This window comes from Anabaena sp. 4-3, from assembly GCF_001597745.1.
In the GTDB taxonomy this organism is placed as follows: Bacteria; Cyanobacteriota; Cyanobacteriia; order Cyanobacteriales; family Nostocaceae; genus Trichormus.
On sequence record NZ_LUHJ01000009.1, the window covers coordinates 127,019 to 153,991 of the forward strand.

The window sequence follows — 26,973 nt, forward strand, 5'->3', positions numbered from 1 at the left end:
CAATTAAATTTATCTATTCTCATGACAAACTCTTTAAACTCTCTGCGTCTGTGCGCCTCTGCATGATAAAAATAGTCCGACAACTATACAAAGCGATTTTTCTAATTCCAACCCTACCTAAATCCCTTAATTCATACAAAAAACTAACGATGTGCATTTACATAACGCATCTCAAACCGACTCTGTTCCCACAATGGTAATAAAGCCTGTTTGGCAGCATTTAACTGAGATTGTGAAAATCTAATTCTACCATGTTCAATAATCCAGATAAAAATCCTAGTCATTAAATCTGCTTTGAAACTTTCCTCATACTGATAATTATTTATCCTACCGACTTGAGCATCTAAATAAGACAAAGCGTCTTTAAAATTCCATTTATAAAAATTACTATTCATTCTATCTTTTGTGTTACCTACCTCCATTAACGACAAGTTGCGGATAATATAATCTATACCTGCTATCGCTGAGTCAGTATTTCGCACTAAGTTTGTGATTGCTTGGTAATATTCTCTCAGCAAAAAACTAGGAATATTCTCAACATAATTCTGTAACCATGTTTGTATATCTTGCAAATAAGGTATTAGTTCTCTAATATCATGAATTTCTGCAATGGGTGTGCGGTCATTATCATAATCTGCTATATTCTTCTTTAATTCTGCTGCTGATAGTTGATATTTTTGGGAGTAGTAATCAATTACTTTGGGAATAAAACTGTTTAATAACCACTCTTTTGTATATTTAGCTGTCCAAGTTCCCCGTCTTCCTATATCTTGCTTCCATGAATTAATTTCACCTGTTTCTAGTGATTGTAGGTGAATTTCATTGATTTCATAAACAATATTAATGATGCCGTTGGGTAATAAAGATAAATAATTAACTGGACAAGGTAAAATAAACGCATGATCACGAATTCCTCGACTCACACGAATAGACATTTCTTCTTGTTGAAATAAATGCCATTCTGTTTTACCTTGTATATAATTAAATTCATTAGCAAAATTGTGCATTAATCGCCAGAGTTTGGCATCTACAGAAAACAGATGAAATCCCCGAATTCCTAAAAATTCTACAAATTCAAAATCCCAGGTTTCTAAACTATTCTCACATTCGATAATTGATTGTTTGTATTCTTGACACACCACATCAAGACACAAGCATAAATCTAGTGTTTCGACATCAGATAAAATGACTGTGGTTTGTCCTAAAGAAATTTCAAACGCGTTACTATCTATTTGTTTGATAAATCTCCGACATCCCCACTCAGGACGAGTGTTTAAACCTGTGATTAATTGTCCTAAAATATCCTGATGATTTAATTGAATTTTTAAGCCTCTGAGAATTACACCACTGAATTGAATTTGACAATTCCCTTCTTTAAAAGCTTTGGGAAGATTACACTCGATAACTACTTTTGGTTTTGCTACAATTAAGCGATCGCCTTCTCGCACAATTTCCGGTTTAAAATCAGTTCTATCTACAATCTCTTGTAAATCATACCGTCGTAAATGTTTTTCAATCAGATTATACTGTGAATATCTCAAAAGATTAACTGTATCTTTATCAATAGTTTTAATAGTATAAAAGTTAAATTCATTATAAAATTCTAAAGCTGTTGAATTAAGTTTCAATGAATAAACATTTTTATCATATATACATTCTTCTTTATGATATTTAAAATACTTAAAAATTTTGATTTGATGCCCGTTAGTAATTACAAATAATAAGGGTTTAAGATAAGTGCTATGAAATATCGCTTGTTCTATAGCTGATTGAAAGTTATTGGCTTTCGGTTCTAAAAATACAACAATAATCAAAGATGTTTCAGCATTTTGTTGAGCTACATCATCATGAGCAAAATAAATTTTGACATCTTCTAGCTTTTTCTCTTGATTTGGCTGATTGTCACTATTTAAGTTATATTTACTAACACAACATTTATCTGGATAAGATAAATAACGAAATAACGGGATAACAAAATTTTTTTCTACATCCTCTTTGTTATGTAAACACCGATAATCAAATGTTTGTATCCATTGTATAAACTCTTTACTTGCATCAGTGGTTGACATTTGTTAATCCACCTGCTTGGATAAAATAATTGTTTATATGCTTGATCTACTTAGCAATTTATCAAGTCAGTGTGGATGCCATAGTGCATGATAAATACTGTACAAAATTTGACAGATAATATACAACTCCACCAGATGTTATGCTGTTTGAATCTGAGCCAATTCAAATTATTTATTCACTAAAATTAGTAACTATTCAGACGGAATTAATTAAGTTTACTAAAATTCAAATAAATTTAATTAAATTTTGATGTTACCGAAGAAATGGGTTTGAGGTTCCCCGTCCTTCTAGGACGGCTTTCTGATAGAATAGCAGAAGCAGGCAGGGCATTGTCTGTTGGGCGAGGCGATATAAGACGGGCAAAGCCTGCAATCGCTGGTTGAACCTAGAATCTCCGCCCTTCTAGGGTGGGGAGTATGTCAACAGTCACCTGAAAGATAACGTCATAAAGGCACAGTCTGACTGTGCCTTGATGTTGTTTAACTGGGATGGGAAGGTGAAGATTACACCAACGCCGCCACCTGTTCTAATAAACCTTTGAATAAAGTCAAGCCATCACTACCGCCAAGCATAGAATCAGCTGCTCTTTCTGGGTGTGGCATCATACCTACAACATTACCTTGACGATTGCAAATCCCAGCAATGTTGTTTAATGAACCGTTGGGATTGTCTCCAGCATAACGCAACACCACTTGCCCATGCTCTTCAATTTCAGATAAAGTTGCTTGATCAGCGTAAAATCTTCCTTCACCGTGGGCAATGGGTAAGGTGATAATTTCACCAGTGGTGTAAGCTTGAGTCCAAGGACTACTTGTATTCTCAACTTTTAAAGGTACGCGATCGCAGATAAAATGCAAATCCCGATTTCTTGTCAATATCCCCGGCAAAAGTCCGGCTTCAGTTAACACCTGGAAACCGTTACAAATACCCAAGACTAACTTACCCTTCTGTGCATGGCTAACTACCTGCTGCATCACCGGCGAAAACCGCGCGATCGCACCACAGCGTAAATAATCGCCGTAACTAAATCCCCCTGGTACAATAATCGCATCTAAGTCATCGATATCCGTGTCTTGATGCCAAACCATGCGCGTGGGTTGCCCTAGTATGTCTCTGGTGACATAAGCCACATCGCGATCGCAATTAGAACCTGGAAAAACTACTACACCAAATTTCATGATTAGTCCATAGTCAATAGTCAATGGGGATTGGAAGGGATGGGATTTTTCCCCTTCGCTTCCTCTGCTCCTTTGCCTCTCATCTCCCCCTACTTGCCCTTAAAACACTCCCGTTTGGGTTTCGACTTCAATCAAATCAAAACGGTAATTTTCGATCACAGGATTAGCTAACATTTGATCGCAGATGCGTTCCATGTCTTGACGCGCTTTACTCTCATCAGATGAGGTAATCGTTAATTCAATGTACTTACCAATCCGCACATTTTCTACGTTGCCGTATCCCATTTGCTTTAGACCAGATTGTACAGCCACACCAGCCGGATCTAAGACTGAAGGACGAAGAGTTACAAAAATTTTGGCTAAATACTTGCTTTGCACGGGCTTTTTTTGAATACTGCGATCGCTATACTTTGACGACTCACCGCCCTAAAAGTTCGGTGATTCTTGGGCTGATCACTGCCTCCACTAGCAATGCTAATCTTGGTCTTACACGATCATGTCTAGCTCGACTACACCCTTTAGGGGCAAGCCTCTTGACGAGCTACTCCCACAAGCGTTAATTTGGACGCGCCCCGCCCTATTTGATTTTTTCTGTCCTTACAGTACGGAGTAGGACGTTTTCCCTGTTTCCTCTCTTCCCTGCGGGACGCTACGCGAACGAGACGCTTCGCGAACATCGTTCTCACGGTCAGCGACCTAAATAATATTTTACCAAAAAGCAGTCGTAGAATGACGGGGTTTTAGACCTTTTTTTCGATAACTTTCTGCCCCAACTAAGTAAAAATAAGATTATGGAACAGTTAGTGTTGATTGATTGAGTTAGCCAGTATCACAGTTCCAACTACAGTGGCAAATTATCAAAATGTCTATGAGAGCCATCCGCACCCGCAGCCAAGAGCGAATTTTAAACCTGCTGCAAACCGTCAAACAAGGTATTTCCGCCCAGGATATTTACGTGGAACTACGTAATCGTAATCAAAGTATGGGTTTAGCTACGGTTTATCGCTCCTTGGAAGCCTTAAAGCTCGAAGGTTTGGTACAAGTACGTACTTTGTCTAACGGGGAAGCGTTGTATAGTCTAGTACACCAAGACAAACATCATCTTACTTGCTTGCAATGTGGTGCGTCAATTCCCATTCATCAATGCCCTGTGCATGATTTAGAAGCGCAACTACAAGCCACCCACAAATTTAAAATTTTTTACCACACCCTAGAGTTTTTCGGCTTGTGTGGTAAATGTCAAATGAATCATGCAAGTGATATTAGTTCATAGTCAAAAGTCAAAAGTCCACCACTCAAAGTAAAAATACTTCACCAATGACTAATGACTAATGACTAATGACTAATGACTAATGACTAATGACTAATGACTAATGACTAATGACTAACGCCCATTGCCGACAACATTCGTTTGCGTATCTGAAACAATAGAGCGTATACCTTCCAAGGTAGCAGGGATAGTACGCGGGTCGATAAACATCACCTTGCTACTATCGCTCTTACCGATAGTAGAACCCATATCTAGATAGCCTAAAGCTAACAACACTTCTAATGCTGGACGGGCGGTAGAATTGGAGTTGATTTTTTGGGATATAATTTCTGCGGATTCTGCGATCGCCTGAGCTTTGAGAACTTGTTGTTGACGTTCCGCTTGCGCTTTCATGACGATGGCTTTTTGTTCCGCCTCTGCCTGTAAAATTACAGACTTTTGCCGAGCTTCTGCATCTAAAATTTGGGCTTCCGCTTTACCTCTGGCACTATTAACAGCCGCTTCTCGCTCACCTTCAGAATTTAAAATTGCTGCCCGTCTGCGGCGTTCGGCTGACATTTGCAACTCCATCGACTCTCGCACCGCCTGAGAAGGTATAATATCTCGCAGTTCTACCCGCGTCACCTTCACACCCCAAGGATCAGTAGCAATATCCAAATCTCTTAACAAAATCTCATTAATTTGGGCGCGGGCGGTAAAAGTTTCGTCTAATTCCAATTGTCCCATTTCCGAGCGAATTTGAGTTAACACCAAATTCACCATTGCCGACTGGAGATTTTCTACCTTATACCAGGCTTTTTCCATATCCACAATCCGCCAATACACCACTGCATCCACTTCAATACCTACGTTGTCACGGGTGATACATTTTTGGGGTGGAATATCTAAAACTTTCTCTCGAATAGTTTCTTGATAGACAATTTTATCTAAAAAAGGAATAACAAAGTTCAGCCCAGGCTCAAGTTTTTTGTTATAACTACCTAATCTTTCTACTAACGCTGCATTACCCTGATTGACGACTTTAACAGAACCAGCAACGGCAGAACCCCCCAGTGCCAAAAATACAAGTAAAAAAAAGTTTTCTAACATTTATCGCTGCTCCTGAGTTTTTTGAACTAATGACTAATGACTAATGACTAACAACTAAAGACTATGCAACAAATTTTCTGGCATCACAATCAATGTAGTACCTTCCCTTCTAACTACATAAACCCTTTGATGCGCTGGAATGCTGAGTTGTTCGTCGTCGCATAACGCCCGCCAAGAATTGCCTTCGTAGAGAATGCGCCCTGTTTTACCTGCTGGAATTTCCGTTAAAGTCTCGGCTATAATTGCATCTTGAATTTTTGACTTGCGTCGTCGCGGTTGCAAAAACCGCCGAGAAAATAAAACCAACAAGGTAGAAAGCAATAGCCAAGCTATAACTTGCAACCATAAACTCGTCACACCGAATTGAGATAGCAGTGCCACAATTAAGGCACTAATACCCATCATGAAGGCGATAAAAGCCGACGGTAAAAATAGTTCTGTTAAACACAGTGCTGAACCTGCCACGAGCCAGATTAAAGTAGAACTCGGCATAGCTTCAACCTAGACACTACATCATGCAACGTACATTTATAAATATCTGAGAGTAGATACATACCGACACTAGCGGTTTACAGAAAAACTTAGTCTTTTTTGCAAATAATTGTGATTAAATTCAGTAACAATCTGTAGTCAGGACTAGACACATCCAGTCTATTCTAGGCTGCAAGTCTTTGACAGCTAAATTTAATCGAAATTCACAAGCCGATTTATTTTTAAATAAATACTTATGATTTCTACTCAAAGAGTAATTTACTGTATAAATCCAGACTGCGATAATCCGATTAATTCTGTGGGTGATCTGGTTTGTGCCAGTTGTCAAACTCCCTTGGTTTACCGTTATCTCTGGGCTACTGGCTCATTAACGGCGAAAACTCCCCTAGGTACAAAATTAGTAGATAGATATGAGGCGATCGCACAGCAAATTTACTTAGATACTCAACCAAGACTACCGCCAGCTATCCCCGCAGAATTACCACCAGTAGTTATTCCGTATTTACGCCTACAATCAGAGCGTTTGCACCTTCCCCAACCCTATGGCTTTGTTTCCAATGGGGAAGAAGGTACAAATGATATTCTGCTGCTAGAAAATGTCCCCATCGATGAGCAAGGAAATCTTTACCCCTGCCTTACCGCAGCTTGGCAGCAAGCCAAAGCAGTCAGACAAGTTTATTGGCTCTGGCAAATTCTTCAACTTTGGACACCGTTATCAAAATTCGGGCAGGCGCAAAGTTTACTCATCCCAGACAACCTGCGAGTTCAAGGTTGGTGTGTGCGACTTTTAGAACTACACACCACAACCAGTTCACCGCCTAGGTTACTGGATTTAGCCGACGCGTGGCAGCCTCTAGTAGAAGCCGCTAATCAGGCGATAGTCTCAGAATTAAGGCATATAGTCCAGCTAATGACTAACTCTGAGGTAGAGTTAGACACTATTAAAACTCAACTTAATAGTTTATTGCTCTCAACAGCCGCAGAATTACCATTAAATCTGAAGGTAGTAGGGGCTACAGATATAGGAATCCAACAACAACAAAATGAAGACACTTGTTACCCCAACACTAACGATAATCCAGATGATTCATTATTGCCTCATTTGTCTATTGTTTGCGATGGTATTGGGGGACATCAAGGCGGCGAAGTAGCAAGTCAATTAGCAATCCAGTCTTTAAAATTACAAATCCGTGCTTTATTAGCAGAGGTAGCCGAACAAACTGAACTTGTGCCACCCAAATTGTTACAAGAACAGTTAGAGGCTTGCATCAGGGTAGTGAATAACCTGATTAGCTCCCGTAATGACGAACTGAAACGCCAAGGCAGAGAACGAATGGCGACAACTCTGGTGATGGCTTTACAAGTGCCGCAACGAGCCTTGAAACAGTCTGGTGGGCAGTCTAACAACGCCCATGAGCTTTACTTGGCTAGTGTGGGTGATAGTCGCGCTTACTGGATAACTCGTAACTACTGCCAACAACTTACCATAGATAATGATGTGGCAACTAGGGAGGTGCGCTTGGCACGGGCTATGTATCGTCAAGCACTCCAAAAACCAGAGGCTCACGCCTTAACTCAAGCCTTGGGTATTAGAGATGCGGAAGGCTTAAGGTTGGTAATTCAAAGGTTTATCTTGGATGAAGATGGTATATTACTACTGTGTTCAGATGGTTTAAGTGATAACAATTTAGTAGAAAAATATTGGCAGGATTACGCATTACCTGTATTAACAGGACAGTTGGCGGTGGAAGATGCCGTCCGTGAATGGATTAATTTAGCCAACGAAAAAAATGGTCATGATAATACTTCAGTGGTGCTGACTTTTTGCCGGATTGCCAAAGACTCCTTAGTGCCGATACCGCCGCCACCACCGCCACCAGTAGCAATTCCGCCATCAGAACCACCAGAAACCGAAGTATCTGCTTTGGCAGAAATTGAAGCAGAATCTGACTTGGCAGAAATTGCACAAACAACATTAACAGAAAGTTCTCAAGCACTGTTAAATTTGGATTTGGCAGAGGATGAACCCAGCCCAGCCCCAGCGCAAAAACCAACTCGTCAACGTCAGCCTTTTTTACTGCTAGGAGGATTATTCGCTTTGCTAGTAGCGGGGACTGGAATCGGACTGTTTGCTTGGTGGCAACTCCATCCGCAAACTTTGCAACAAATGTGCCGAAAATTACCCTCTAGTGTCCAACAACTTTGTCCACCACAGGAATGATTTTTCTGTCCTGTTGACACTCCCACGGCTAAAAGCCGATGGGATTCTTGATTCATCCAGTCCACTTACCATAATCAGTTTCCTAATTACGCCAGAGGTGGGTCTGTCCACAAGCTTTTTACTCCATTACAGAAGCCAGATCCGGTATGCCGTTAAACTAAACTTGCTTAAATCTGTTCAAAGACTTAAGACGTTAGCTTCCTGTTTCATTCTGGTAATGTCGGCATTATCCAGTCCACAGGCTTAAAATCGGGCGTAACTCACCCTATTTTGGAGTTTTTACATTGAGAGGCTTTGCTACTTTACTCCCTGATTTTCAGCCATTTAAAATTTCTGGATTTTCTCAATTACCTTGCTACAGGCTGGCTACTCTCAAAAGTTTTGTACAGGTTCTCAAGCCTAAAATTTTTTTAGCTTGGTTTTCGCTTATCCCTAATCATAGTGGATTTTGAGTAAGTTTGAGCAAGTTTTTCAGCACTGTTTAATTCCCCTGACCACTATAATAAAGATACCTTTTTATGTGGTATCTTGATCTGCCTAAACCTGAGATTTTTATAACTTTTCGTGTAACAGAGGCAGAAAAAGAATTGCTCAAACAATATTGTGACCAAAAATGCACAACCCAAACCGACATTTTACGGGAATTGATTAGAGGACTAAGACGGCGGAAGACAGCCGCAACGCATTCATGAGGGCAGTTCCGTGGGCGGGTTTCCCGACTTGAGGAAACTGCCCGTCCCCACCCCTTAAGGACGTAACAGGCTGAAAATTTTTTGGATTTTCAGCCTGTTACTGGTGGGCTTTCTGCTCCAATACTTGTAAAGTGCTATGTACTGAGTTTTGAGTTATGAGTTCCGATTGTTGTAGAATTGAATTTATCGTTAAAGCGCAAATCAAGAGCAAAGTGGGTTTTTCTTGCCCTGTTTGCCTATCTAACCTCGAAAATGTACTTTTAAACCACCTGTGGGAGTGAACAAGTGCATTGATGAGAAAAAGCGTTGTGGATTACCCTGCCACTCAACTGCTGCTTGGCGACAACTGTCGTACCTACGAGTAGCCGCAAAAGCGTTTATGCAGTTTGCGCTTGATTGCTAGCAGGGACTAGGAAATACAGGGTTTTCCCGCGTAAACCTGTTAATACATTATAAGTCTAATCAGAAATTCTGATGTTGCTGATTAATCATTCTCACAGCCTGCACGGGCAGGCTTTGTTTATATAACAGGTACAGAAGCGTGAAATAAAGCATCTGTCAAGATTGACGCTATGGAAGTGACTGTTGTCAACAGTTTATGGGTAAAAAGTCAGTTAGTTGAGTGAGGGTTGGTTGTGGAGACACTTGTAGAACAGCAAAAGCAAGGTAAAAATATTGATATGAAAGTAGGCGATCGCGTCCGTGTTAAAGAGTCGGTGGTAGTTTATCATCATCCTGAACATCGTGGTAAAGCTTTTGACATCAAAGGCATAGAAGGCGAAATTGTGCAGATTGTCACTCAATGGCAAGGTAGACCTGTGAGTGCTAATTTCCCCTTGTTAGTCCAAGTGAGTAAAAAATTTAAAGTCCACTTGCGAGAAAATGAAATCGAACTAATCTAAATTGATGATTGGCGGCGAAACAACCTGAAAATATTCAATTCGCCGCGCATTTTTTTGAGTTCTTGACGGTGTTGTTCGGCAGTCTGGTTATACCATTCACAATAACGCTGAAACTCTAAGCGCGTTTGCACTTCATAATAAAACTGCTTAGTTGTATGGTATGTAGCGAAACCTTCGTCAACTTCCGGTGGCAGTCCAGGTATGATGTGAGGCAGATTTTCAGACATAGTTTTTAGGGACTCTTGATTGGGGACTGGGGACTAATAACTAATAACTAATAACTAATGACTAATGACTAAGAATTACAGCCAACCGCGTAACCAATAGACGAAAGTACCGATATATTCTTTGAGGGCATTAGTAAATTGGTGTAAGTTGTCCGTATCCGGTAATAAACTCAGGATGGCGGCTTTAGGAGTTCTGCTAATTTCTTGTAATTCATTTTGGCTCACAAGAAAGTCAGTTGGGGCGGGGATAGCATCAATACCTTGACGCTGAAAAATTTTGAGCGATCGCGGTGTATGTATCGCTGAAGTTACCAACAGTATCTGACGAATACCACGAGCATCGAGAATTTTTTTCACATTGACGGCATTTTGATAGGTATTCAGGGAGTCTGGTTCTTGAATCAGTGCCTCAGATGGGATACCGATAGATGTCAGGATATCCGCCATATCTGCTGATTCTGGGGAACCACTACCACGCCAATCAATACGTCCGCCACTCAGTACGATTATAGGAGCTTTTTTTTGGCGATATAGTTGAGCCGCATAAATTACGCGATCGCCTTGTTCAGCTAAATCTACCCCAGGGCGAGGCGGAAAGGCTGATTTAGTGGCACCTCCCAATACTACAATTGCGTCAGCCGTAGGCAACTGTGCCGGTGGCATATTTTGCCATTCTAGCGATCGCACTAAGTATTTTGCCACCCAAGCATTACTACAGAGTAATAATACAACTAACGCCAAAGAGACGGCGATCGCTGCTATACGTGGTCTTTTCCACAGCGTAAATAATGCCACTACTAAACTGATACTCGCTAGTCCCAAAGGATAGAAAAATAGTGGCAGTAATTTAGAGAGATATAAGAACATATTAGGGGATAGGGAATAGGACAGGGGAACAATAGAGAAGAACTTTTCCCAATGACTAATGACTAATGACTAATAACTAATAACTATTTATTCCAAAACTTGAAATTAAAACTTCCAGGTGTGCGACGATAACGACGGCTAGCCCTTCTGGTTTGCCGTCTGGTGATTCTATCGGTAGACTGTTCACCTTCCACTGTTTCTACAGTTTCTACTGGTAATTGAGTTCTAGTTTCTTCCTGACTTCTCCACCAAGCAATAATCCAACCCCCACCTACAGCACCTACAGCACCTAACAAAATACTCATAGGTGCTGGATATCCTAACAACCCAAACCCTAGCAAGAAAAATAACCAATATTTTAGTCCGGCATCAATACCATCAGAGGAGGGGACTGTGGGGGGCTGAGGACTGGTTTTACTGGCATTAGTAAACCAACCCAAAGCAAACCAACCAAGAATGCCCAGAAACAGGCTCAGGGATATTGGTGTTCCTGTTGTAGTCAATATAAAAGTGATGAATGCCCCAAATAAAAATTGAGTTAGGGACTCAGGTGTGAAATTGAAGAGGTTGTTATTATTTGCCATGAGATAAATAGGGGTGTAGGGATGCTTGTCTGGAGGGGTGTAAGGGACAATTTAATCCTCCTACACCTGCTAATCTATTGGCTAATTAGTTGCTGCAATTGTGTTTGTGGTGGCTCAGTTGTATCCCAATTTTGGACGTAAGGTTTTTCAGCATCAGTAAAGGGTTCTGCTTGCTTGAGTTGGGAATCTAATAAATCAATTGTGGCATCAGCAATATCATGAGTACGGTTGACAAGACGCTGTTTTACTACTTCTAACGGTGCGGTGCAGAATATAATTTGCAGGGGTAGTTGATGCTTTTGAGCTTGTGCGATCGCTTCCTGTCTCAGTGTTTGTTTATCATACTTAGCATCTAAAATCACAGTATAACCTTGATTAGCTAGTATAATCCCCAAATTTAGTAACCGTGCATAGGTTTTCTCGGTCATTTCCGGCGTATACAAATCATCGCCACCACGTTCTTGTAGAGCAATTCCCCCCAAGTGTTTCCTAACCGCATCTGAGCGAATGTGAATTGCTCCCGTTTGTCGTGCTATATATTTTGCGGTTGTACTTTTCCCAGAACCGGATAACCCCGACATTAAAATCAGTTTTCCTGGTTTGGGTTTAGTATACTCCCAAGCTAGTTTGTAATATTGGGCGGCTGTTTTGCTGGCTTCTGCTTTTACCTCCACAGGTACACCAGGATCATCTAATAAAAATGATGTCACCTTCGCCCGTACATAAGACTGACGATTGAGATATATAGGTAATACCTCCAAACCTTCCCAGTCGCCAGTCTGTTCTAAGTAAGTGTTGAGATAAGCATTACTCAAGTCTGGACGCTGCTGGGCTGCCAAATCCATCACCGCGTAAGCAATATCAAACATGACATCGACAAAGCGGAACGGCTCATTAAACTCAATACAATCAAACAACAGTATTTTATCTTGCCACAGACAAATATTTCTCAGGTGCAAATCACCATGACATTCCCGAATGTAGTTATTTTGGATGCGGCGTTGAAATAATTCTTGTTTTGTGGCAAAAAAATCATCGGTGTAAGCTTTGGTTTCCTCAAACTGTTGCTGAGTTTGGGGGCCTCCAATATATTTCTCAGTTTGCTCGTAATTTTCATCAAACGCCACTCTAATTTGCTCTACTTGCCCAAAACTACGAATATAGTCATTAGTCTCAGTTTTAGCGTGATATTGAGCTACTACCCGACCTAATTCTTCGAGGTGTGTCTCGTTTAATTTACCCTGGGCAAACAGTGAACTCAGTAAAGTCTCTTGGGGAAACTGGCACATCTTTAACACGTACTCCACAGGCTCACCCGTTCCTGCGAGAGTGTATTGCTCACCTATCAAAGTTATAGGTAACACTTCCAAATACAGTTCAGCCGCCCCCCGTTGATTTAACCGCAGTTCTTCCTGACAAAAATGTTGGCGTTTCTCTAGTGTGGAAAAGTCCAAAAACCCAAAATTTACTGGTTTTTTTAATTTATAGGCATAATCCCCAGTTAGCAGCACGTAAGAAACATGGGTTTGAATCAGTTGAATCGGTTCTGTCACAGGATGGGGATAGAATCCCGGTTGTAACATTTGCTGAATTAAAGTTGGAAGAGTTACTTCAGTCATAAAAATGTGGGACAAAAATTTAATTTTTTTTGGTTGCTAGTGTCGGTAGTGAGGACTTTAGTCCTCTGTTGTGCTACATCAACTAAATCAGAATTAACGTCCTGAGAAGGGTTGGTAGTGAGGACTTTCGTCCTCTTTATTCAAGGCTACATCAACCAGATAAGGGCTAGAGCCGCTTACTACGAACTTAAAGCCGGAAAAGCCAAACAACAAAAAACCAGGGTTTTACCCCTGGTATCATCAGCAATTATCACAAACTTTAAATGACAAGTTAAGACAAATTTTCTACCAGCCTTAGTTTTTAGCAGTAGCGTAAAAGCTCAGGTGGTAAGGTGTACCCTTGGCTGGATGTTTTTGTACTTCTTTGAGTACAGTTGTACCTTGCCATTGTAGATCGGGAATGTTCAATTCAATTTCTGTTTTGTTAACCGCAGCTGCTTTCAGTAGACGGTCAACGGTTTTAGCATCAATTACTAAGTAAATTGATTCTGTAATGTTGTGACCGTACAAGTTAGCAGGGATAAGTCCAGAACGACGCAAAGCATTGGGTTTGCTTCCTTCTGGTCGTTTTTGAGATTCGACTGTCAGAGCCATACAATTTATCAGTTGTTAGTTGTCATTAGTTATTGGTCATTAGTCATTAGTCATGAGTCATGAGTTTTGACTTGGAACTATTGACTGTTGACTTTTAATTAAGCACTCAGCAAGGAAGCGGGAGTACCATCGGCGTGCAGCAAGGCACGTTTTGGCCCGTGAATGGGGTCTTCGACAATTATGGTTTGATCACGGCTTGCGCCTAAAGAGACGATCGCGATCGGGACTTCCATGAGTTCTGCTAAGAACTTGAGATAGTCCAATGCTTGCTGTGGCAAGTCTTCCAGGGTACGGCATTGTGTTGTTGGCACTTGCCACCCTGGTAAGGTTTTGTAAATCGGACGACAGCGAGCAAACTGACGCGCACTTGTGGGGAAGTGTTCACAGCGTTCGCCGTCAATCTCATAGGCGACGCAAACTTTGATTTCCTCTAACTCGTCGAGGACATCGAGTTTGGTAATCGCCATGCAGTCCATACCGTTAATTCGCACGGCATAACGACCGATGACGGCATCAAACCAGCCACAACGCCGCTTGCGTCCGGTAGTTGTACCGAATTCTGCACCGCGATCGCACAGTAATTCACCTAATTCACCATGCAGTTCGGTGGGAAATGGCCCTTCACCGACTCGCGTTGTGTAGGCTTTTGACACACCAATCACCCGGTCAATCATTGTCGGCCCTAACCCTGTACCTACGCAAGCCCCCCCAGCTACCGGGTTAGAGGAGGTGACATAGGGATAGGTTCCATGATCTAGATCCAACAGTGTACCTTGTGCGCCTTCAAATAAGATGTTACGCCGCCTTTGAATCGCATCGTATATTTTGAGCGATGTGTCCACTACGTAAGGACGCAAACGTTCTGCATACCCTAGATACTCGTCAATTACCTGTTGCGGATCTAAGGGTGGTATGTTATACAGTTTTTCTAAAATAACGTTTTTATAGTTAATCGTCCATTCCAACTGCTCGCGTAGTGCCTCTGAATCCATCAAGTCTAGTACCCTGATACCTGTACGCTCTGATTTATCTGCGTAGGTAGGGCCAATCCCTCGACCAGTGGTGCCGATTTTATGACTACCGCGCCGTTCTTCTGATGCCTTATCGATTAATCGATGGTAGGGCATGGTTACGTGGGCAGTTTCGGAAATGAGCAGATTTTTAGTAGAAATATTTAACTTTTCTAATTGGTCGAGTTCTGCAATTAAAACTTGTGGATCGATGACTGTTCCACAGCCGATCATACATTCTGTATCCGAGTACAAAATACCAGAGGGTATTAAGTGCAGTTTAAAGGTCTGACCTTTCACTACAATTGTGTGTCCAGCGTTAACACCCCCTTGGTAACGGACTACCACATCTGCGGAGCGGCTGAGTAAGTCAGTTATTTTACCTTTTCCTTCATCGCCCCATTGGGCGCCTATGACAATGACGTTAGCCAAGAGTTTATTTTATCGAGGTAAAGTTTCCACAAATATCTAATATATACATATTCTTTGACATCTGTCAATACAACAGACAGCCATTTTTCAGATATTTTGCTCAATTCATCTTTTTTTCACAAAATGTATCAGTTTTTTGTTGTTACCTGATCATGTATATGTAGCATAAATTGCTATTTCAGACTTGCCTATTTTTTAGTAATTCTTGCTCGTTTAAGCTGACTAATCTTTGCTGTTTTTAGGATGGTGAAAGTTGTGATCCAAATCACAACCTAAAACATCAAAGCATGAGACTATTACATAATCACCATAGTCTTATTTTTCAGGATATATTGAATAACTAACATAATTAACAGCAATAATTTTTGGAGAAAAATATTCCTATTTTCTCTGGATAAATCAAATCTGAATATCTGGATGTCTGGGATATAAAACCAGCAAGACAGATTTCAGGTGGTTCATCATCAAATTACCGCATAAATGTAGTTAAAGTTACACTTTATTGTTAAACAAAATGCTGATTCAGCTATTTTGCCTAATAGAAGGAACCTTTGAGACGGTGATTTTGTCAGCGTGGTAGTAAATAATTACGGTTAAAGAAAAATTGGGGTAATAACTAAAATCAGTAATTTTCAGACTCACTGTCAGTTGAAAAACTGTAGTCTTGAATTCTCACTGTTTGAGTGCGCGGCGACATAAAGGGCGATCGCATGATGAAATTTTCTCTCATCCACAAGCTAAAAGGCATATTTATTCTGGCGTTAGCAGTGTTATTCACCAATGCTGTAGTTTCCTACAGCAACATCACAAAATTATGTCATCATCAGCAATGGGTGGCAGAAAATCATCAGGTTAAAACGCAGCTAACGATGATGTTTTCCACACTAAAAGATGCGGAAATTGCCCAACTTCATTACTTACTCACTAATAACACAGATGCGCTGACAACTTACGTGGGTGCTAGGGAACAAATCCAAAATCAAATCCAAATTTTCCGCCCATTCACCATTAAACCACACCAACATCAGCAATGGATTTCCCTCCTGAAACAAAAAGTTACCGAACAGCAAAATCTACTCCAGCAAGAAGTTACTGTTAATCAACAGCAAGGTTTTGCAGTTGCTCAACAGCTAGTATCATCTCATCAAAACAAGACGCTGAGACTTAGCCAAGATATCCAACAGTTAATTGACACAGCATTAACCACAGCAGAAATTCCACTACAGCAGTCACCAAATATTCTTCAAACCACACTGGCAACATTTTCTCTGACTATGATGGTGAATGTGCTGCTGCTAGGGTTTGTGTATGACTTGCTACGGCGTTATCTTAGCAGACTCCAGCAAACTGAAATTGCTTTGCATGAAAGTGAAAATCGACTACGAGCAATTATTGACGCTGAACCAGAATGTATTAAGTTAATTGCTAGGGATGGCAAGCTGTTAGAAATTAATGCTTCTGGATTGGCAATCATGGAAGTAGAAAATGCGGATACTCTGATTGGCAAGCCGATTGATTTGAATATTTTACCAGAATATCGAGATGCCTTTGCGGCTTTGCATCAAAGCGTTTGTCAGGGTAATAAAGGCAGCTTAGAGTTTGAGCTAGAAGGATTTAAGGGTACTCGTCGTTGGATGGAAACTCACGCTGTACCACTCATCAATGAAGCGGATGGGACATTTCTACATTTAGCGGTGACACGAGATATTACTCGGCGTAAGCAAGCAGAACAGAAAATCCACGAACAAGCTGCACTGTTAGATGTGGCGACTGATGCAATTTTGGTAGGCAATATTCACAACCAAATTCTATTTTGGAATAAAGGCGCAGAACGTTTGTATGGTTGGAAGGTTGAGGAAGCTTTAGGGAAAAATATCCTCGAACTGTTGCATCAAGGCGATTGCCGCCAGCTAGAGGAGGCATTATTTACTGTTATTAGTACAGGTGAGTGGCAAGGTGAGTTACATCAGCTAACGAAAGATGGTAAACAAATTATCGTCGAAAGTCGCTGGACTTTGGTGAGGGATGAGGAGGGGAAACCCAAATCTATTTTGAGTGTAAATACTAATATCACTCAGAAAAAACAATTGGAAGCGCGACTGATGCGATCGCAACGTCTCGAAACTATTGGTACTCTAGCCAGTGGTATTGTCCATGACCTTAACAATATCCTCGCTCCCATTTTAATGTCAGTTCAGCTTTTACAGATGAAATTGCATGACCAACAAATGCAAAAATTGCTGAACACCTTAGAAGGTAATGTCAAACGGGGCGCAAATTTGCTTAAGCAAGTATTATCTTTTGCGCGGGGGATTGAAGGGCAGAAGACAATTGTACAAGTTAAACATCTCCTCCAAGAAATTGAGCAAATTGTCCAGCAAACCTTCCCCAAGTCTATTATTTGCTCGGCAGATATCGCGGATAATCTTTGGTATGTCTCTGGAGATGTTACCCAGCTACATCAGGTATTGATGAATCTTGTAGTTAATGCCCGTGATGCTATGCCTGATGGTGGGATGTTGAAGATATCCGCCGAGAATGTGGTACTAGCTTCAGAATCAGACTCTTATATTGTTATATCTATTGAAGATACGGGTGTAGGCATACCATCAAACATTCAATCTCAGATTTTTGAGCCATTTTTCTCTACCAAAGCGGTAGGTGAAGGTACGGGTTTAGGTTTGTCTACTGCTGTGAGTATTATTAACAATCACGGTGGGTTTATCAGCGTTGAGAGTGAGGTACACAAAGGCAGTAAATTTCAGATGTATTTGCCGGCTGTGGTATCTAATCGTATGCAATCAACTGCGGCGGTAGAAATGGAACCACCAACCGGACATGGGGAAGGAATTTTGGTTGTAGATGATGAGGCGATTATCCGCGAAATTACTAAATCCACTCTAGAAGCCTACAATTACCGGGTATTAACTGCTGGGGATGGGTTGGAAGCAGTATCAGTATATACTCAGAACCAAGAGCAAATTAGTCTAGTGCTGCTAGATATGATGATGCCAGCAATGGAGGGGGCGATCGCTATCCGCCAGTTAAAAAATATTAATCCCGACATCAAAATTATTGCCATGAGTGGGTTGTTATCTGCTCCACAGTCTACAGCAATTGCTAGCATGGGGATAAGAGCATTTTTATCCAAGCCTTGTACTGCTAAAGAGTTACTACAAACCATCAAAACTGTACATCAGCATCATTGACGAACTATTGAACAATCTTTCTGAGGATATAGATTTTTTTTCTCAGCGTTTTTGTTAATATTAGTAAACTTATATAGACAATTTATCACTATGGCTTTATATGCTGAGTTACATAGACACTTGGGCGGTTCCGTTGTCCCTCGTGTCTTATGGCGGTATTTCGAGAGACATTCATCAGAGTTAATTTCCCGGTTTCACAACTATCCAGAGTTTGAAGATTTTTACACCAGACCACGCAATACTTTAGACGAATACCTAGAATTGCACACTTTAGTAGAAAGTGTGCAGACGGTTGAGACATTACCCTACTTTATTTACCGCTTAGTGCGGGGTGCTTACATTTTTGAAAATTTGGCTTATCTGGAACTACGCTATACTCCCTATTTACGGACACCAGAGCATTTAAGTCAATCCGAGAGAATTGACAAAATGGCGGAAATTGTGGCAGTGGTGGGAAAAGCGAGTCAGTTACCAGAGTATCCCATTGTCACCAGTCAAATTCTTTGTATGCACTCGCGTTTACCTTATGAGGTGAATAAAGCGATTATTGATTTAGCAGCGCAACATCGAGATTATGTTTGTGCTGTGGATGTAGCGGGGGGTGATAGTTATTATAGCGATCGCCTAGACGAATGGATTAGTCTCTATAATTATGCGCGATCGCTAGACATTAACACCACAGGACACCTGTACGAAACTACGGCGGGTTGTTACCCAGAACTTTTACCTTACCTGATGCGAATAGGTCACGGTATCCAAATTCCCCTATTGTATCCTGAGTTACTATCAGAAATAGCTAGAAGGGGGCAGTGTTTAGAAGTTTGCCCCACAACTTACCTGAAAACGGGGACTTTACAAGATATCCGTCAACTGAAGTTAGTATTTGACCGATGTTTTGATGCAGGGGTAGACATAGCTATTTGCACTGATAACGCTGGCTTGCATAATATGCGTTTGCCGTTTGAGTATGAAAATCTCTTGACTTACGACATAATTAATTTTAAGCAGTTGCAAGCTTGTCAAGATGCCGCCTTTCGTCATGCCTTTGCTTGGCCTTATCGTCAACGCCCAGAATATTTGTTGAATGGGTTACTTAAATCAGAACCAGCCAAAGCTTTGGTAATGTAAGGTCATTAGTCATTCTCCCCTACACCCCGACTTCCCACCCAGTACCCTGACAAAATTCATCTACCCAAGAAGCCAAATTACTGGCATTAGTATGAGGTATGTGATTAACTTTGTTGATGGGTTTGGGTGGTTTTTTATGCTGATATTTGCCGTTGTGGGAAATTTCTGTGGTTGATGTTGAAGAAATCAGGGTTTTTGGTTTACTGGGTACGGTCGTAGTAATTTCTAGTGAACGTAGTATTTTACCATTGCGAGAGGGTGCGGTAGCTAGTTTCAAACCGATAGATGGTAAAGGTTTAGGTGTGTTGGGGGTGATGGTGAGGGTAGGTTGAGGAGGTATTTTAGCATTAGAGGCGATCGCATCTCTAGGTTGATCAATCGGTACAATTTCCATCCTAGACTCGTGTATCTCTGGTGTCACCACCTGCTGTTTTCCATTCTGCCCGTTGGTATTAGGCGTGGGAACATCGTCAATGATCAATGGAATCAATGTTACTGGTGGTTCTTCTGGAAAATCATCTTCTGGTGGGTTGACAGCCAAATCCGACTGTGATGAAATTGAGTTTAATTCTGTATCAGGATTAAAATTAAGACCCAAAGCTGCAACTATATCATCAGGGTTATTATTCAGTTCTACAAGAAACGCCATAATCTCAGCAAAATTTGGCTCTAAACCAGACAGCGTTGCCAACATAAACCCAGAAGAAGGCCGTCTTATACCATTATAAGTAGCCCAAACTCGCATTTTGACTAACCAAGGACGATTTTCCTCGTAGTAACTTAGCCACTTCATTTTTAAGGATTGACGCAGCTCCTGAATATTCATGGATGCCTCGCTAGAGTCAAAAATAGTGCAGACCTGTATATTGATAATTGGCTTTATCCTTGCCGATGAAACCGATAATAGAGCATCTTCTGCACTATTTGACCACCTATTAAATGCTTTTCTACTAATAAAGGCACTTCCTGGGGTTGAATGCCACTATACCAAACCATATCAGGTAAAATTAACACCATCGGCCCATTACCACATTGTCCCAAACAACCGCTAGCTATCACCGTGACATCAGCAACCGGCAAAGCTGTAAAAGCTGCTAATACTTCCTTTGCACCTTGTTTTTTGCAAGTGCGATGTTGGCAGACTCTCACACATCTGGAAGTCTCAGGTTGATTTGTGTTGAGCGAGTTTGATGGTTGGGTAATATTATTCATGTTTCAATGACACCCTATTGATCAATATGGTAGGGGTTTAGCATTGCTAAACCCTTACAGGTAGGAGGGAAAACTGACTAAAAGGATGTCTGAAAAGTATTGTTATTAACATCAAAGTCACTCAAACCTAACTCCCCAGCCCCCCTTCCCTACAAGGGAATGGGGGTTTCAAAGCCTCTCTCCTTGCAGGGGAGAGGTTTGGAGAGGGGTTTTTAGTATCCTTCTTAACTTCTCAGACATCCTCTAATGACTAATGACTAATAACAAATAACTAATCTACAGACAGTCCTTTAGCAGCTAACCATTCCCGGTTAAATATCCGCGACTGATACCGTGAACCGCTATCACATAAGATAGTGACAATGGTATGTCCAGGGCCTAATTGCTTGGCTAAAGCTACAGCAGCAGCGACATTGATACCTGTTGAACCACCCATTAATAAACCATCTTTCCGCAATAGCTGGTAAACTACCCGTAAGGCTTCTTGATCATCTATTCGGATAGCATCATCGGCTGGTGCGCCTTCCATGTTGGCAGTGATGCGACTGTTACCAATGCCTTCAGTGATAGAATTGCCTTCTGTCTTGATTTCACCTGTTTTGATGTAGCTATAGAGTCCGCTACCCATCGGGTCAGCAACTACACATTTAACTGCTGGGTTTTGTGATTTCAGGTACATGGCTACACCAGCAAATGTTCCGCCAGTACCAGTTGCAGCTACCCAACCGTCAACTTTACCATCGGTTTGCGTCCAAATTTCCGGGCCTGTGGTTTCGTAGTGGGCGCGACGGTTAGCTAAATTATCAAATTGATTTGCCCAAATAGCATTATCCATCTCAGCCGCAATTCTACCGGATAGTTTGACGTAGTTATTCGGGTCTTTGTAGGGTACGGCGGGAACGGGACGGACTTCTGCACCTAAAGCGGTGAGTGCATCGATTTTTTCTTGTGATTGGGTGTTAGGAATGATAATCAAACATTTGTAGCCTTTAGCATTGCAAATATGCGCGAGTCCAATACCTGTATTACCAGCCGTGCCTTCGACTACTGTACCACCGGGTTTGAGTAGACCTTTTTCTTCTGCATCTTTGATGATATACAATGCAGCCCGGTCTTTAACAGAACCACCTGGATTAAGAAATTCTGCTTTAGCGAGGATTTCACACCCTGTTTCTTCACTGAAGCTCTTGAGCCTAATCAGTGGTGTATTGCCAACAGTGCCTATGAAACCATTTTTGATATCCATTGTGATTTTACTTGAGTTCTTACTTATAAAAATTGTGGCTCATAATTGTCTCATTACTCAGGGGGTGTATGCTTTGCTCGTAGATTGAGCAAGTCCACTACAAATACTACAAATACTGGTTATTTCTCAGGGTGCAGGTTTTGCTCAAAACATCATGGCAACATCAAAAATGATGGCAACTGCTAAACCTAGCCACTGATAGGTGCATCATGAACAAAGCAACCAAAAACAGATTCGATGCTGAAATGACGGACGAAGACTGGTTTAACTTAGGAAAATCTGATGCTTGGGCTGGAAAACCGAAAATTTCACCAGAACAGGATGCTCAAGGGGCGAGTATGTATGATTTAGGCTACAGCGAGGGCAAAATTAAATATCCGCCAACTAAAACTCCAAATACTTCTCAATAATCAGGCGATCGCTCAACCAAAAATGTATATCCTCACAAATTCTTCAATTTTTTTCCCTACTCTGAACACAGAGCAACTCAAACACAGAGGCGGCATTTAGCTGTATGATTATGAAACATGAAGATATGGAAGTTTTGGAAGCATTAGTTGATAAATTGACATTAGCTGCCATTTTAGAAATGCTAGAGCGAATCTCTCACAAACACGCCGAAAATCTCCGCACTCATTGGCAAGATGAAGTTACAGCTAAGTTGTGGGATAAAGCAGCTAGGCAGATAGAACAAATCAATGTTGATGTTTAAATAGGTAGGAATGTTTATAATCAGAAATACTACTCTACCAAACTTTACTCATATTCAAGACAAATCCTGGTAAAATAGAGTCTGCGCTCACGGTATCAGGATTTTCTAAACATTCCTCTGGTTGACCAGGACGGTAAATATAAACTTGGCGGTGTTTGCGGTCAATTAAAAAGCCTAATTGTATCCCTGGTTCTTTGATGTATTCTGCCATTTTATCTTTCAGGGGTTGCAGATTATCGCTAGGCGATCGCAGTTCCACGATAAAATCAGGACAAATCGCAGGAAACCGTTCTTGTTGTTGTGGCGAAAGCGTATTCCAGCGTTCTAATTTAATCCAAGCTGCATCAGGAGAACGTTCTGCACCTGTGGATAACTTAAATCCTGTACTAGAACTAAACGCTATACCTGTACCATCCTGTTCTGTCCACACTCCTAACTGTACAGCAATATTAAACTCTCTATTGCCTGTTGTTCCACCTGTAGGGGGCATAATTGATATTTCTCCTAACTGATTACGTTCAATGCGTAAGTCACGATTTATCTGACAGAATTCAAAAAATTGTTCGTCTGTCATTTGCATTGATGGCGGAATTTGGATGACTAAGGGAGATGACAGCATAATCTTTCCATAGCTGGCTTTATCTTTATTTTTACCCAAACGCAAAAAGACGCAAAGCTACCAACCAGTATCTTTGCGTCTTCTACTTGAAATGACTGAAAAATTTACTTGTTAGGCTGTGGAGTCATCCGCAAGTAGGGTTTAATTTCTTTGTAGCCTTTGGGGAATTTTTCTTTTAATACTTCTGGGTCTTTCAAAGATGGTACAATTACACAATCATCCCCATCTTTCCAGTCGGCTGGAGTAGCTACGCTGTAGTTATCGGTGAGTTGTAGCGAGTCAATAACCCGCAACAATTCGTCAAAGTTGCGTCCGGTGCTGGGGGGATAGGTGAAGGAAAGACGCAGTTTTTTGTTGGGGTCAATGACAAACACGGAACGCACTGTGACAGCTGCGTTAGCATTGGGGTGAATCATGTCGTAAAGATCAGAAACTTTACGATCTGCGTCTGCCAAAATTGGGTAGTTGAGTTTGGTGCTTTGTGTTTCTTCGATGTCGCCTACCCAGCCGTTATGAGATTCTACATCATCGACGCTCAGAGCGATCGCTTTCACGTTACGCTTGTCAAATTCTGGTTTGAGTTTGGCAACAGTACCTAATTCAGTTGTGCATACTGGGGTGTAGTCAGCAGGGTGAGAAAACAGCACCACCCAGCTATCACCAGCCCATTCGTAAAAATCTAGGTCGCCATGTGTAGACGCTTGCTTAAAGTTAGGTACTGTATCACCAAGACGGAGAGCCATATAAGATTCCCTGTAGTTAAATATCGCCTATGTATCTTAACGTGTTGTTTCGTAACAACACCGATTTTCCCATCGGCTTTGAGTTGTTTTTAACAAAAGTTCAACTTTGTTGACCTTAACAAGTCTGTGGCGATGGGGAAAAATAACTGACGGATTCTGATTATTGCACAAATCAATGTATTTGTATTTTTTCTTGCCCAATAATTTTGACAAGTTTTCTGGAATCCTCTGCCAAGGATTTGTAGTTTGTCGAGGTACTTGTATAATCTGTGATAGTTATATAAAACTCTATTTGATGTTTGCGAAGCTAGAAGTCAAAGAGACTTCTTCCCCATTCCCTAATCAATAACTGAGTTTCTGGGATAAATACATGATTCTCAAAGGGTCTTGGTCAATTACACGGTTGACGTTTGCCTTTGGTATACTGTTACTAACAGCTTGTAATAGTAATGCCAACTCGGATGATAATTTTACGGGTTTGCAACTTAAGGTTTTGGTGGGTAGTGCTTTAGGGGATTTTTGCAACCAAGCAGCCAAAAATTTTAATGCTACTCAACCAAAGTTAGATAATGGTAAAGCTTTTCGGGTCAGTTGTGAAGCAGAGGGTAGCGGCGATGTGGTGACAAAGGTAGTTACTTCCGCCACGCAACTGAAAAATGGGACTTTGCAAAAAGATGCGCCAGATTTACCTACAATTATTTCTTTGGACGGGGAGATATACCATAGTCAGTTAATTTACCGAATTAATCAACTGTTCCCCGGTCAGAATTATATCCCCGAAATTACTGACGCGCCTTTAATAGCGAATTCGCCAATGGTGTTTATGGCTCAGTCTGACTTGGCTGGAGGTTTGCGAAAGGTTGCTGATCCTTATCAAGCTTTGGTAACAGCTAAGACTCACCAGGATATTGATTCATCTGCGCCAGCTTTAACTGTTAACTATGTCCACACTGCACCAACTCGTTCTAATTCGGGTTTGCAGACTTTGGTAGCTCAATACGCTAGTGTATCAGGTAAGCGTCCTGAAGAGTTGACTATTGCGGATGTGCAGAAGTTTCAGCCGCAAATTCAGCAAATTCAAAGCAAAATTACCCGTTATGGGGTTTCTACTCATTCTCTTGCCCAAGCAATGGTCAAAAATGGGACGTTTTGGGCTTCTGTTGGGTCTGTTTATGAGTCTAGTGTGATTGTGGCGAATTCTGGCTTGCAACCAGGACAGCAGCGTTATACAGCAGTTTATCCCAAAGCAACGTTTACGTCTAATATGCGGGCAATTGTGCCGAATGCGCCTTGGGTGAGTGCTGATGAAAAGACGGCTGCTGACAAGTTTATCAGTTATTGGCGATCGCCTGACACTCAAAAAATTGCCACTGATTTGGGTTTAAGGCCAGGAACTCCCGGTGTAGCTTTGGGTGTAAAATTTTCATCTGAGTTTGGGGTGGAGTCTCAAGCTAAGTATGATTCTCTACGACCACCTCAACCGGAAGTGGTTGATGCTATGTTGAAATCATGGCAGGAAGCATCTAAGAAACCTTCTCTAGTGGTGGTAGTGGTTGATTCTTCCGGTTCAATGGAAGGAAACAAGCTACCAGCAGTCCAAAATACTTTGTTAAATTATGTGAAAAATCTGGGCGCAAAGGAACAAATTGCGTTAATAGATTTTGATTCCCAGATTCGTCCGCCAGTGTTAGTAGATGGTACACCCCAAGGGCGCGATCGCGGTCTGCAATTTATTAACGGTCTGCGGGCTGATGGTGGAACAAAATTATATGATGCTGCCCTACAAGCTCGCAATTGGTTACAACAAAATCGTCGTCAAGATGCTATTAATGCCGTTTTGATTTTAACTGATGGCGAAGATTCTGGTTCGCAGGTTTCTTTGGATCAATTATCAACTGAGTTGCAAAAAAGCGGTTTTTCTACTGACCAAAGAATTGGCTTTTTTACGGTTGGTTATGGTAAGGAAGGTGAGTTTAATCCTGACGCTTTGAAAAAAATTGCTGAGGCTAATGGGGGGTATTATTCTCATGGTGAACCTGAGACTATTTCGCGGTTGATGTCTGATTTACAGGTGGAGTTTTAAACGCAGAGGTACGCGGAGTTTTTTTGAGGGGGATTTATTATGAGGTTGGTTAATCCACTTTATTATCCGTTGGCTGTTTTAGGTGGGGGGGTGACTCTGTTTGTTGGTGTGCGTTTGGTAAGTTTGCCTAGTCCTGTTATGCTTCCTTTGGCAATTGGTGTTGCTATGACTGGGGCTAGTTTTTTGCAGTCTCGTCAATCTCGATGTTTGGAGTTGGATAACCCTGAGTTGGAACGGGAAATATTAGGAGTTAAAAAGTCTGCTTTGGTGTTAGTTAATCAGGCTAAGTCTCTGCGTTTGGAAGCGCAAAGGTTGTTAACTGATACTTTTCAGGTGGAACTTTTGACTACGGTTTCTATGAGTTGCGATCGCGTGGCTGATTTTCCTGGTAAATTTGATTTGTTGGTGCAGCATTTACAAGGTAGTAATTCTCTACTTTCTGTTGATGAGTTAAAAGGACAGCTTAAGGAAGTTAAGCAGAAATTATCTTCTAGTTCTGGGATAGCTAAAACACATCTCAATCAGTTGGCTGATAGTCTCAAACGTAATATTAAGTTGGCGCAAGCGGGGGAAGATGGTCGTCTAGTTAGAATAATTAATATTTCTATTTTGATGCAAGATTTTGCTGGGGTTTCGCAAAAATTGCAAACAGGATTAAGAACATCTGATTTAAGTGATGGTGAACAAATTCATCAGTTGCAATTAGTTGCTGATGAACTTTATAGTTTGTCGGAAAGTCTGGATTTAGTTGTCAGACAATGATTTTAAACGCAG

Annotated in this window: 26 protein-coding genes; 10 read left to right on the forward strand and 16 right to left on the reverse strand. The window is 41.2% G+C overall.

What is annotated here, in order from left to right; translation table 11 throughout:
* Nucleotides 1-143 precede the first annotated feature (143 nt).
* The 3 genes from A3775_RS01030 to purS form a co-directional block, all read right to left on the reverse strand.
* Nucleotides 144-2,069: a hypothetical protein gene (locus tag A3775_RS01030; protein ID WP_066423482.1), complete on the reverse strand. Its 1,926-nt coding sequence runs from the start codon at nucleotides 2,067-2,069 to the stop codon at nucleotides 144-146.
* Nucleotides 2,070-2,573: 504 nt separating this feature from the next.
* Nucleotides 2,574-3,248, reverse strand: a complete 675-nt coding sequence (purQ, locus tag A3775_RS01035; protein ID WP_066379290.1) for a phosphoribosylformylglycinamidine synthase subunit PurQ — start codon at nucleotides 3,246-3,248, stop codon at nucleotides 2,574-2,576.
* Nucleotides 3,249-3,347: 99 nt separating this feature from the next.
* Complete coding sequence (purS, locus tag A3775_RS01040; protein WP_066423483.1) at nucleotides 3,348-3,626, reverse strand: phosphoribosylformylglycinamidine synthase subunit PurS; 279 nt, start codon at nucleotides 3,624-3,626, stop codon at nucleotides 3,348-3,350.
* A 490-nt stretch (nucleotides 3,627-4,116) separates the two neighbouring features.
* Here purS and A3775_RS01045 point away from each other — a divergent pair, with 490 nt between their 5' ends.
* Nucleotides 4,117-4,521, forward strand: a complete 405-nt coding sequence (locus A3775_RS01045) for a Fur family transcriptional regulator (RefSeq protein ID WP_066379613.1) — start codon at nucleotides 4,117-4,119, stop codon at nucleotides 4,519-4,521.
* A 111-nt stretch (nucleotides 4,522-4,632) separates the two neighbouring features.
* Here the strand turns inward: A3775_RS01045 and A3775_RS01050 are convergent, their stop codons facing one another.
* Nucleotides 4,633-5,607 (reverse strand): SPFH domain-containing protein, encoded by a 975-nt coding sequence (locus A3775_RS01050; RefSeq protein ID WP_066379284.1) that lies wholly within the window; start codon nucleotides 5,605-5,607, stop codon nucleotides 4,633-4,635.
* A 54-nt stretch (nucleotides 5,608-5,661) separates the two neighbouring features.
* Entirely contained in the window at nucleotides 5,662-6,099 is a 438-nt protein-coding gene (locus A3775_RS01055) for an NfeD family protein (protein WP_066379275.1), read from the reverse strand.
* A 235-nt stretch (nucleotides 6,100-6,334) separates the two neighbouring features.
* On the opposite strand from A3775_RS01055, the gene A3775_RS01060 reads away from it, so the two are divergent.
* Nucleotides 6,335-8,320 carry a 4-Cys prefix domain-containing protein gene (locus A3775_RS01060; protein ID WP_066379272.1) on the forward strand — a complete coding sequence of 662 codons (1,986 nt, stop codon included), beginning with the start codon at nucleotides 6,335-6,337 and terminating at the stop codon, nucleotides 8,318-8,320.
* A 1,321-nt stretch (nucleotides 8,321-9,641) separates the two neighbouring features.
* Nucleotides 9,642-9,914 (forward strand): ferredoxin-thioredoxin reductase variable chain, encoded by a 273-nt coding sequence (locus tag A3775_RS01065; protein WP_066379270.1) that lies wholly within the window; start codon nucleotides 9,642-9,644, stop codon nucleotides 9,912-9,914.
* Here A3775_RS01065 and A3775_RS01070 read toward each other — a convergent pair.
* From A3775_RS01070 to A3775_RS01085, 4 genes are all read right to left on the reverse strand, one after another.
* Nucleotides 9,911-10,141, reverse strand: a complete 231-nt coding sequence (locus A3775_RS01070) for a hypothetical protein (protein ID WP_066379268.1) — start codon at nucleotides 10,139-10,141, stop codon at nucleotides 9,911-9,913. The two genes, A3775_RS01065 and A3775_RS01070, sit on opposite strands and share 4 nt — an antisense overlap.
* A 75-nt stretch (nucleotides 10,142-10,216) precedes the next feature.
* Complete coding sequence (locus tag A3775_RS01075) at nucleotides 10,217-11,008, reverse strand: YdcF family protein (protein ID WP_066379267.1); 792 nt, start codon at nucleotides 11,006-11,008, stop codon at nucleotides 10,217-10,219.
* Nucleotides 11,009-11,091: 83 nt separating this feature from the next.
* A complete protein-coding gene (locus tag A3775_RS01080) occupies nucleotides 11,092-11,592 on the reverse strand; it encodes a hypothetical protein (protein WP_066379266.1) in 501 nt (166 codons plus the stop codon).
* A gap of 74 nt (nucleotides 11,593-11,666) precedes the next feature.
* On the reverse strand, nucleotides 11,667-13,211 hold the full coding sequence (locus tag A3775_RS01085) for an AAA family ATPase (RefSeq protein ID WP_066423484.1): 1,545 nt from the start codon (nucleotides 13,209-13,211) through the stop codon (nucleotides 11,667-11,669).
* 117 nt (nucleotides 13,212-13,328) lie between these two features.
* On the opposite strand from A3775_RS01085, the gene A3775_RS24855 reads away from it, so the two are divergent.
* Entirely contained in the window at nucleotides 13,329-13,478 is a 150-nt protein-coding gene (locus A3775_RS24855) for a hypothetical protein (protein WP_231866914.1), read from the forward strand.
* 27 nt (nucleotides 13,479-13,505) lie between these two features.
* Here A3775_RS24855 and rplY read toward each other — a convergent pair whose 3' ends face one another.
* Together rplY and A3775_RS01095 are read right to left on the reverse strand one after the other, a co-directional pair.
* Nucleotides 13,506-13,805 carry a 50S ribosomal protein L25 gene (rplY, locus tag A3775_RS01090; protein WP_066379263.1) on the reverse strand — a complete coding sequence of 100 codons (300 nt, stop codon included), beginning with the start codon at nucleotides 13,803-13,805 and terminating at the stop codon, nucleotides 13,506-13,508.
* Between the two features lie 98 nt (nucleotides 13,806-13,903).
* Nucleotides 13,904-15,247, reverse strand: coding sequence for an adenylosuccinate synthase (locus tag A3775_RS01095; protein ID WP_066379261.1), 1,344 nt, complete (start codon nucleotides 15,245-15,247; stop codon nucleotides 13,904-13,906).
* A gap of 683 nt (nucleotides 15,248-15,930) precedes the next feature.
* Here A3775_RS01095 and A3775_RS01100 point away from each other — a divergent pair.
* Both A3775_RS01100 and A3775_RS01105 read left to right on the forward strand, forming a co-directional pair.
* Complete coding sequence (locus A3775_RS01100; protein ID WP_369817204.1) at nucleotides 15,931-18,456, forward strand: PAS domain S-box protein; 2,526 nt, start codon at nucleotides 15,931-15,933, stop codon at nucleotides 18,454-18,456.
* Nucleotides 18,457-18,546: 90 nt separating this feature from the next.
* The gene (locus tag A3775_RS01105; protein ID WP_066379257.1) at nucleotides 18,547-19,584 is read left to right on the forward strand and encodes an adenosine deaminase; all 1,038 of its coding nucleotides are present in this window, start codon (nucleotides 18,547-18,549) and stop codon (nucleotides 19,582-19,584) included.
* A 19-nt stretch (nucleotides 19,585-19,603) separates the two neighbouring features.
* Here the strand turns inward: A3775_RS01105 and A3775_RS01110 are convergent, their stop codons facing one another.
* The 3 genes from A3775_RS01110 to A3775_RS01120 all read right to left on the reverse strand — a co-directional run bounded on the left by A3775_RS01110 (nucleotide 19,604) and on the right by A3775_RS01120 (nucleotide 22,042).
* On the reverse strand, nucleotides 19,604-20,410 hold the full coding sequence (locus A3775_RS01110) for a DUF5331 domain-containing protein (RefSeq protein ID WP_066423488.1): 807 nt from the start codon (nucleotides 20,408-20,410) through the stop codon (nucleotides 19,604-19,606).
* 53 nt (nucleotides 20,411-20,463) lie between these two features.
* Nucleotides 20,464-20,796 carry a ferredoxin gene (locus tag A3775_RS01115; RefSeq protein ID WP_066423491.1) on the reverse strand — a complete coding sequence of 111 codons (333 nt, stop codon included), beginning with the start codon at nucleotides 20,794-20,796 and terminating at the stop codon, nucleotides 20,464-20,466.
* 271 nt (nucleotides 20,797-21,067) lie between these two features.
* Nucleotides 21,068-22,042, reverse strand: coding sequence for a cysteine synthase A (locus A3775_RS01120; protein WP_066379249.1), 975 nt, complete (start codon nucleotides 22,040-22,042; stop codon nucleotides 21,068-21,070).
* A gap of 209 nt (nucleotides 22,043-22,251) precedes the next feature.
* On the opposite strand from A3775_RS01120, the gene A3775_RS01125 reads away from it, so the two are divergent.
* Nucleotides 22,252-22,452 carry a hypothetical protein gene (locus A3775_RS01125; RefSeq protein ID WP_066379246.1) on the forward strand — a complete coding sequence of 67 codons (201 nt, stop codon included), beginning with the start codon at nucleotides 22,252-22,254 and terminating at the stop codon, nucleotides 22,450-22,452.
* 110 nt (nucleotides 22,453-22,562) lie between these two features.
* Complete coding sequence (locus A3775_RS01130) at nucleotides 22,563-22,754, forward strand: hypothetical protein (protein ID WP_066379245.1); 192 nt, start codon at nucleotides 22,563-22,565, stop codon at nucleotides 22,752-22,754.
* A gap of 34 nt (nucleotides 22,755-22,788) precedes the next feature.
* Here the strand turns inward: A3775_RS01130 and A3775_RS01135 are convergent, their stop codons facing one another.
* Nucleotides 22,789-23,373: a Uma2 family endonuclease gene (locus tag A3775_RS01135; RefSeq protein ID WP_066423529.1), complete on the reverse strand. Its 585-nt coding sequence runs from the start codon at nucleotides 23,371-23,373 to the stop codon at nucleotides 22,789-22,791.
* 104 nt (nucleotides 23,374-23,477) lie between these two features.
* Nucleotides 23,478-24,116 carry a peroxiredoxin gene (locus tag A3775_RS01140; RefSeq protein ID WP_066379243.1) on the reverse strand — a complete coding sequence of 213 codons (639 nt, stop codon included), beginning with the start codon at nucleotides 24,114-24,116 and terminating at the stop codon, nucleotides 23,478-23,480.
* A 370-nt stretch (nucleotides 24,117-24,486) separates the two neighbouring features.
* On the opposite strand from A3775_RS01140, the gene A3775_RS01145 reads away from it, so the two are divergent.
* Nucleotides 24,487-26,199: a VWA domain-containing protein gene (locus tag A3775_RS01145; protein WP_066379241.1), complete on the forward strand. Its 1,713-nt coding sequence runs from the start codon at nucleotides 24,487-24,489 to the stop codon at nucleotides 26,197-26,199.
* Nucleotides 26,200-26,238: 39 nt separating this feature from the next.
* A complete protein-coding gene (locus A3775_RS01150) occupies nucleotides 26,239-26,961 on the forward strand; it encodes a hypothetical protein (RefSeq protein ID WP_231866915.1) in 723 nt (240 codons plus the stop codon).
* Nucleotides 26,962-26,973: the final 12 nt, after the last annotated feature.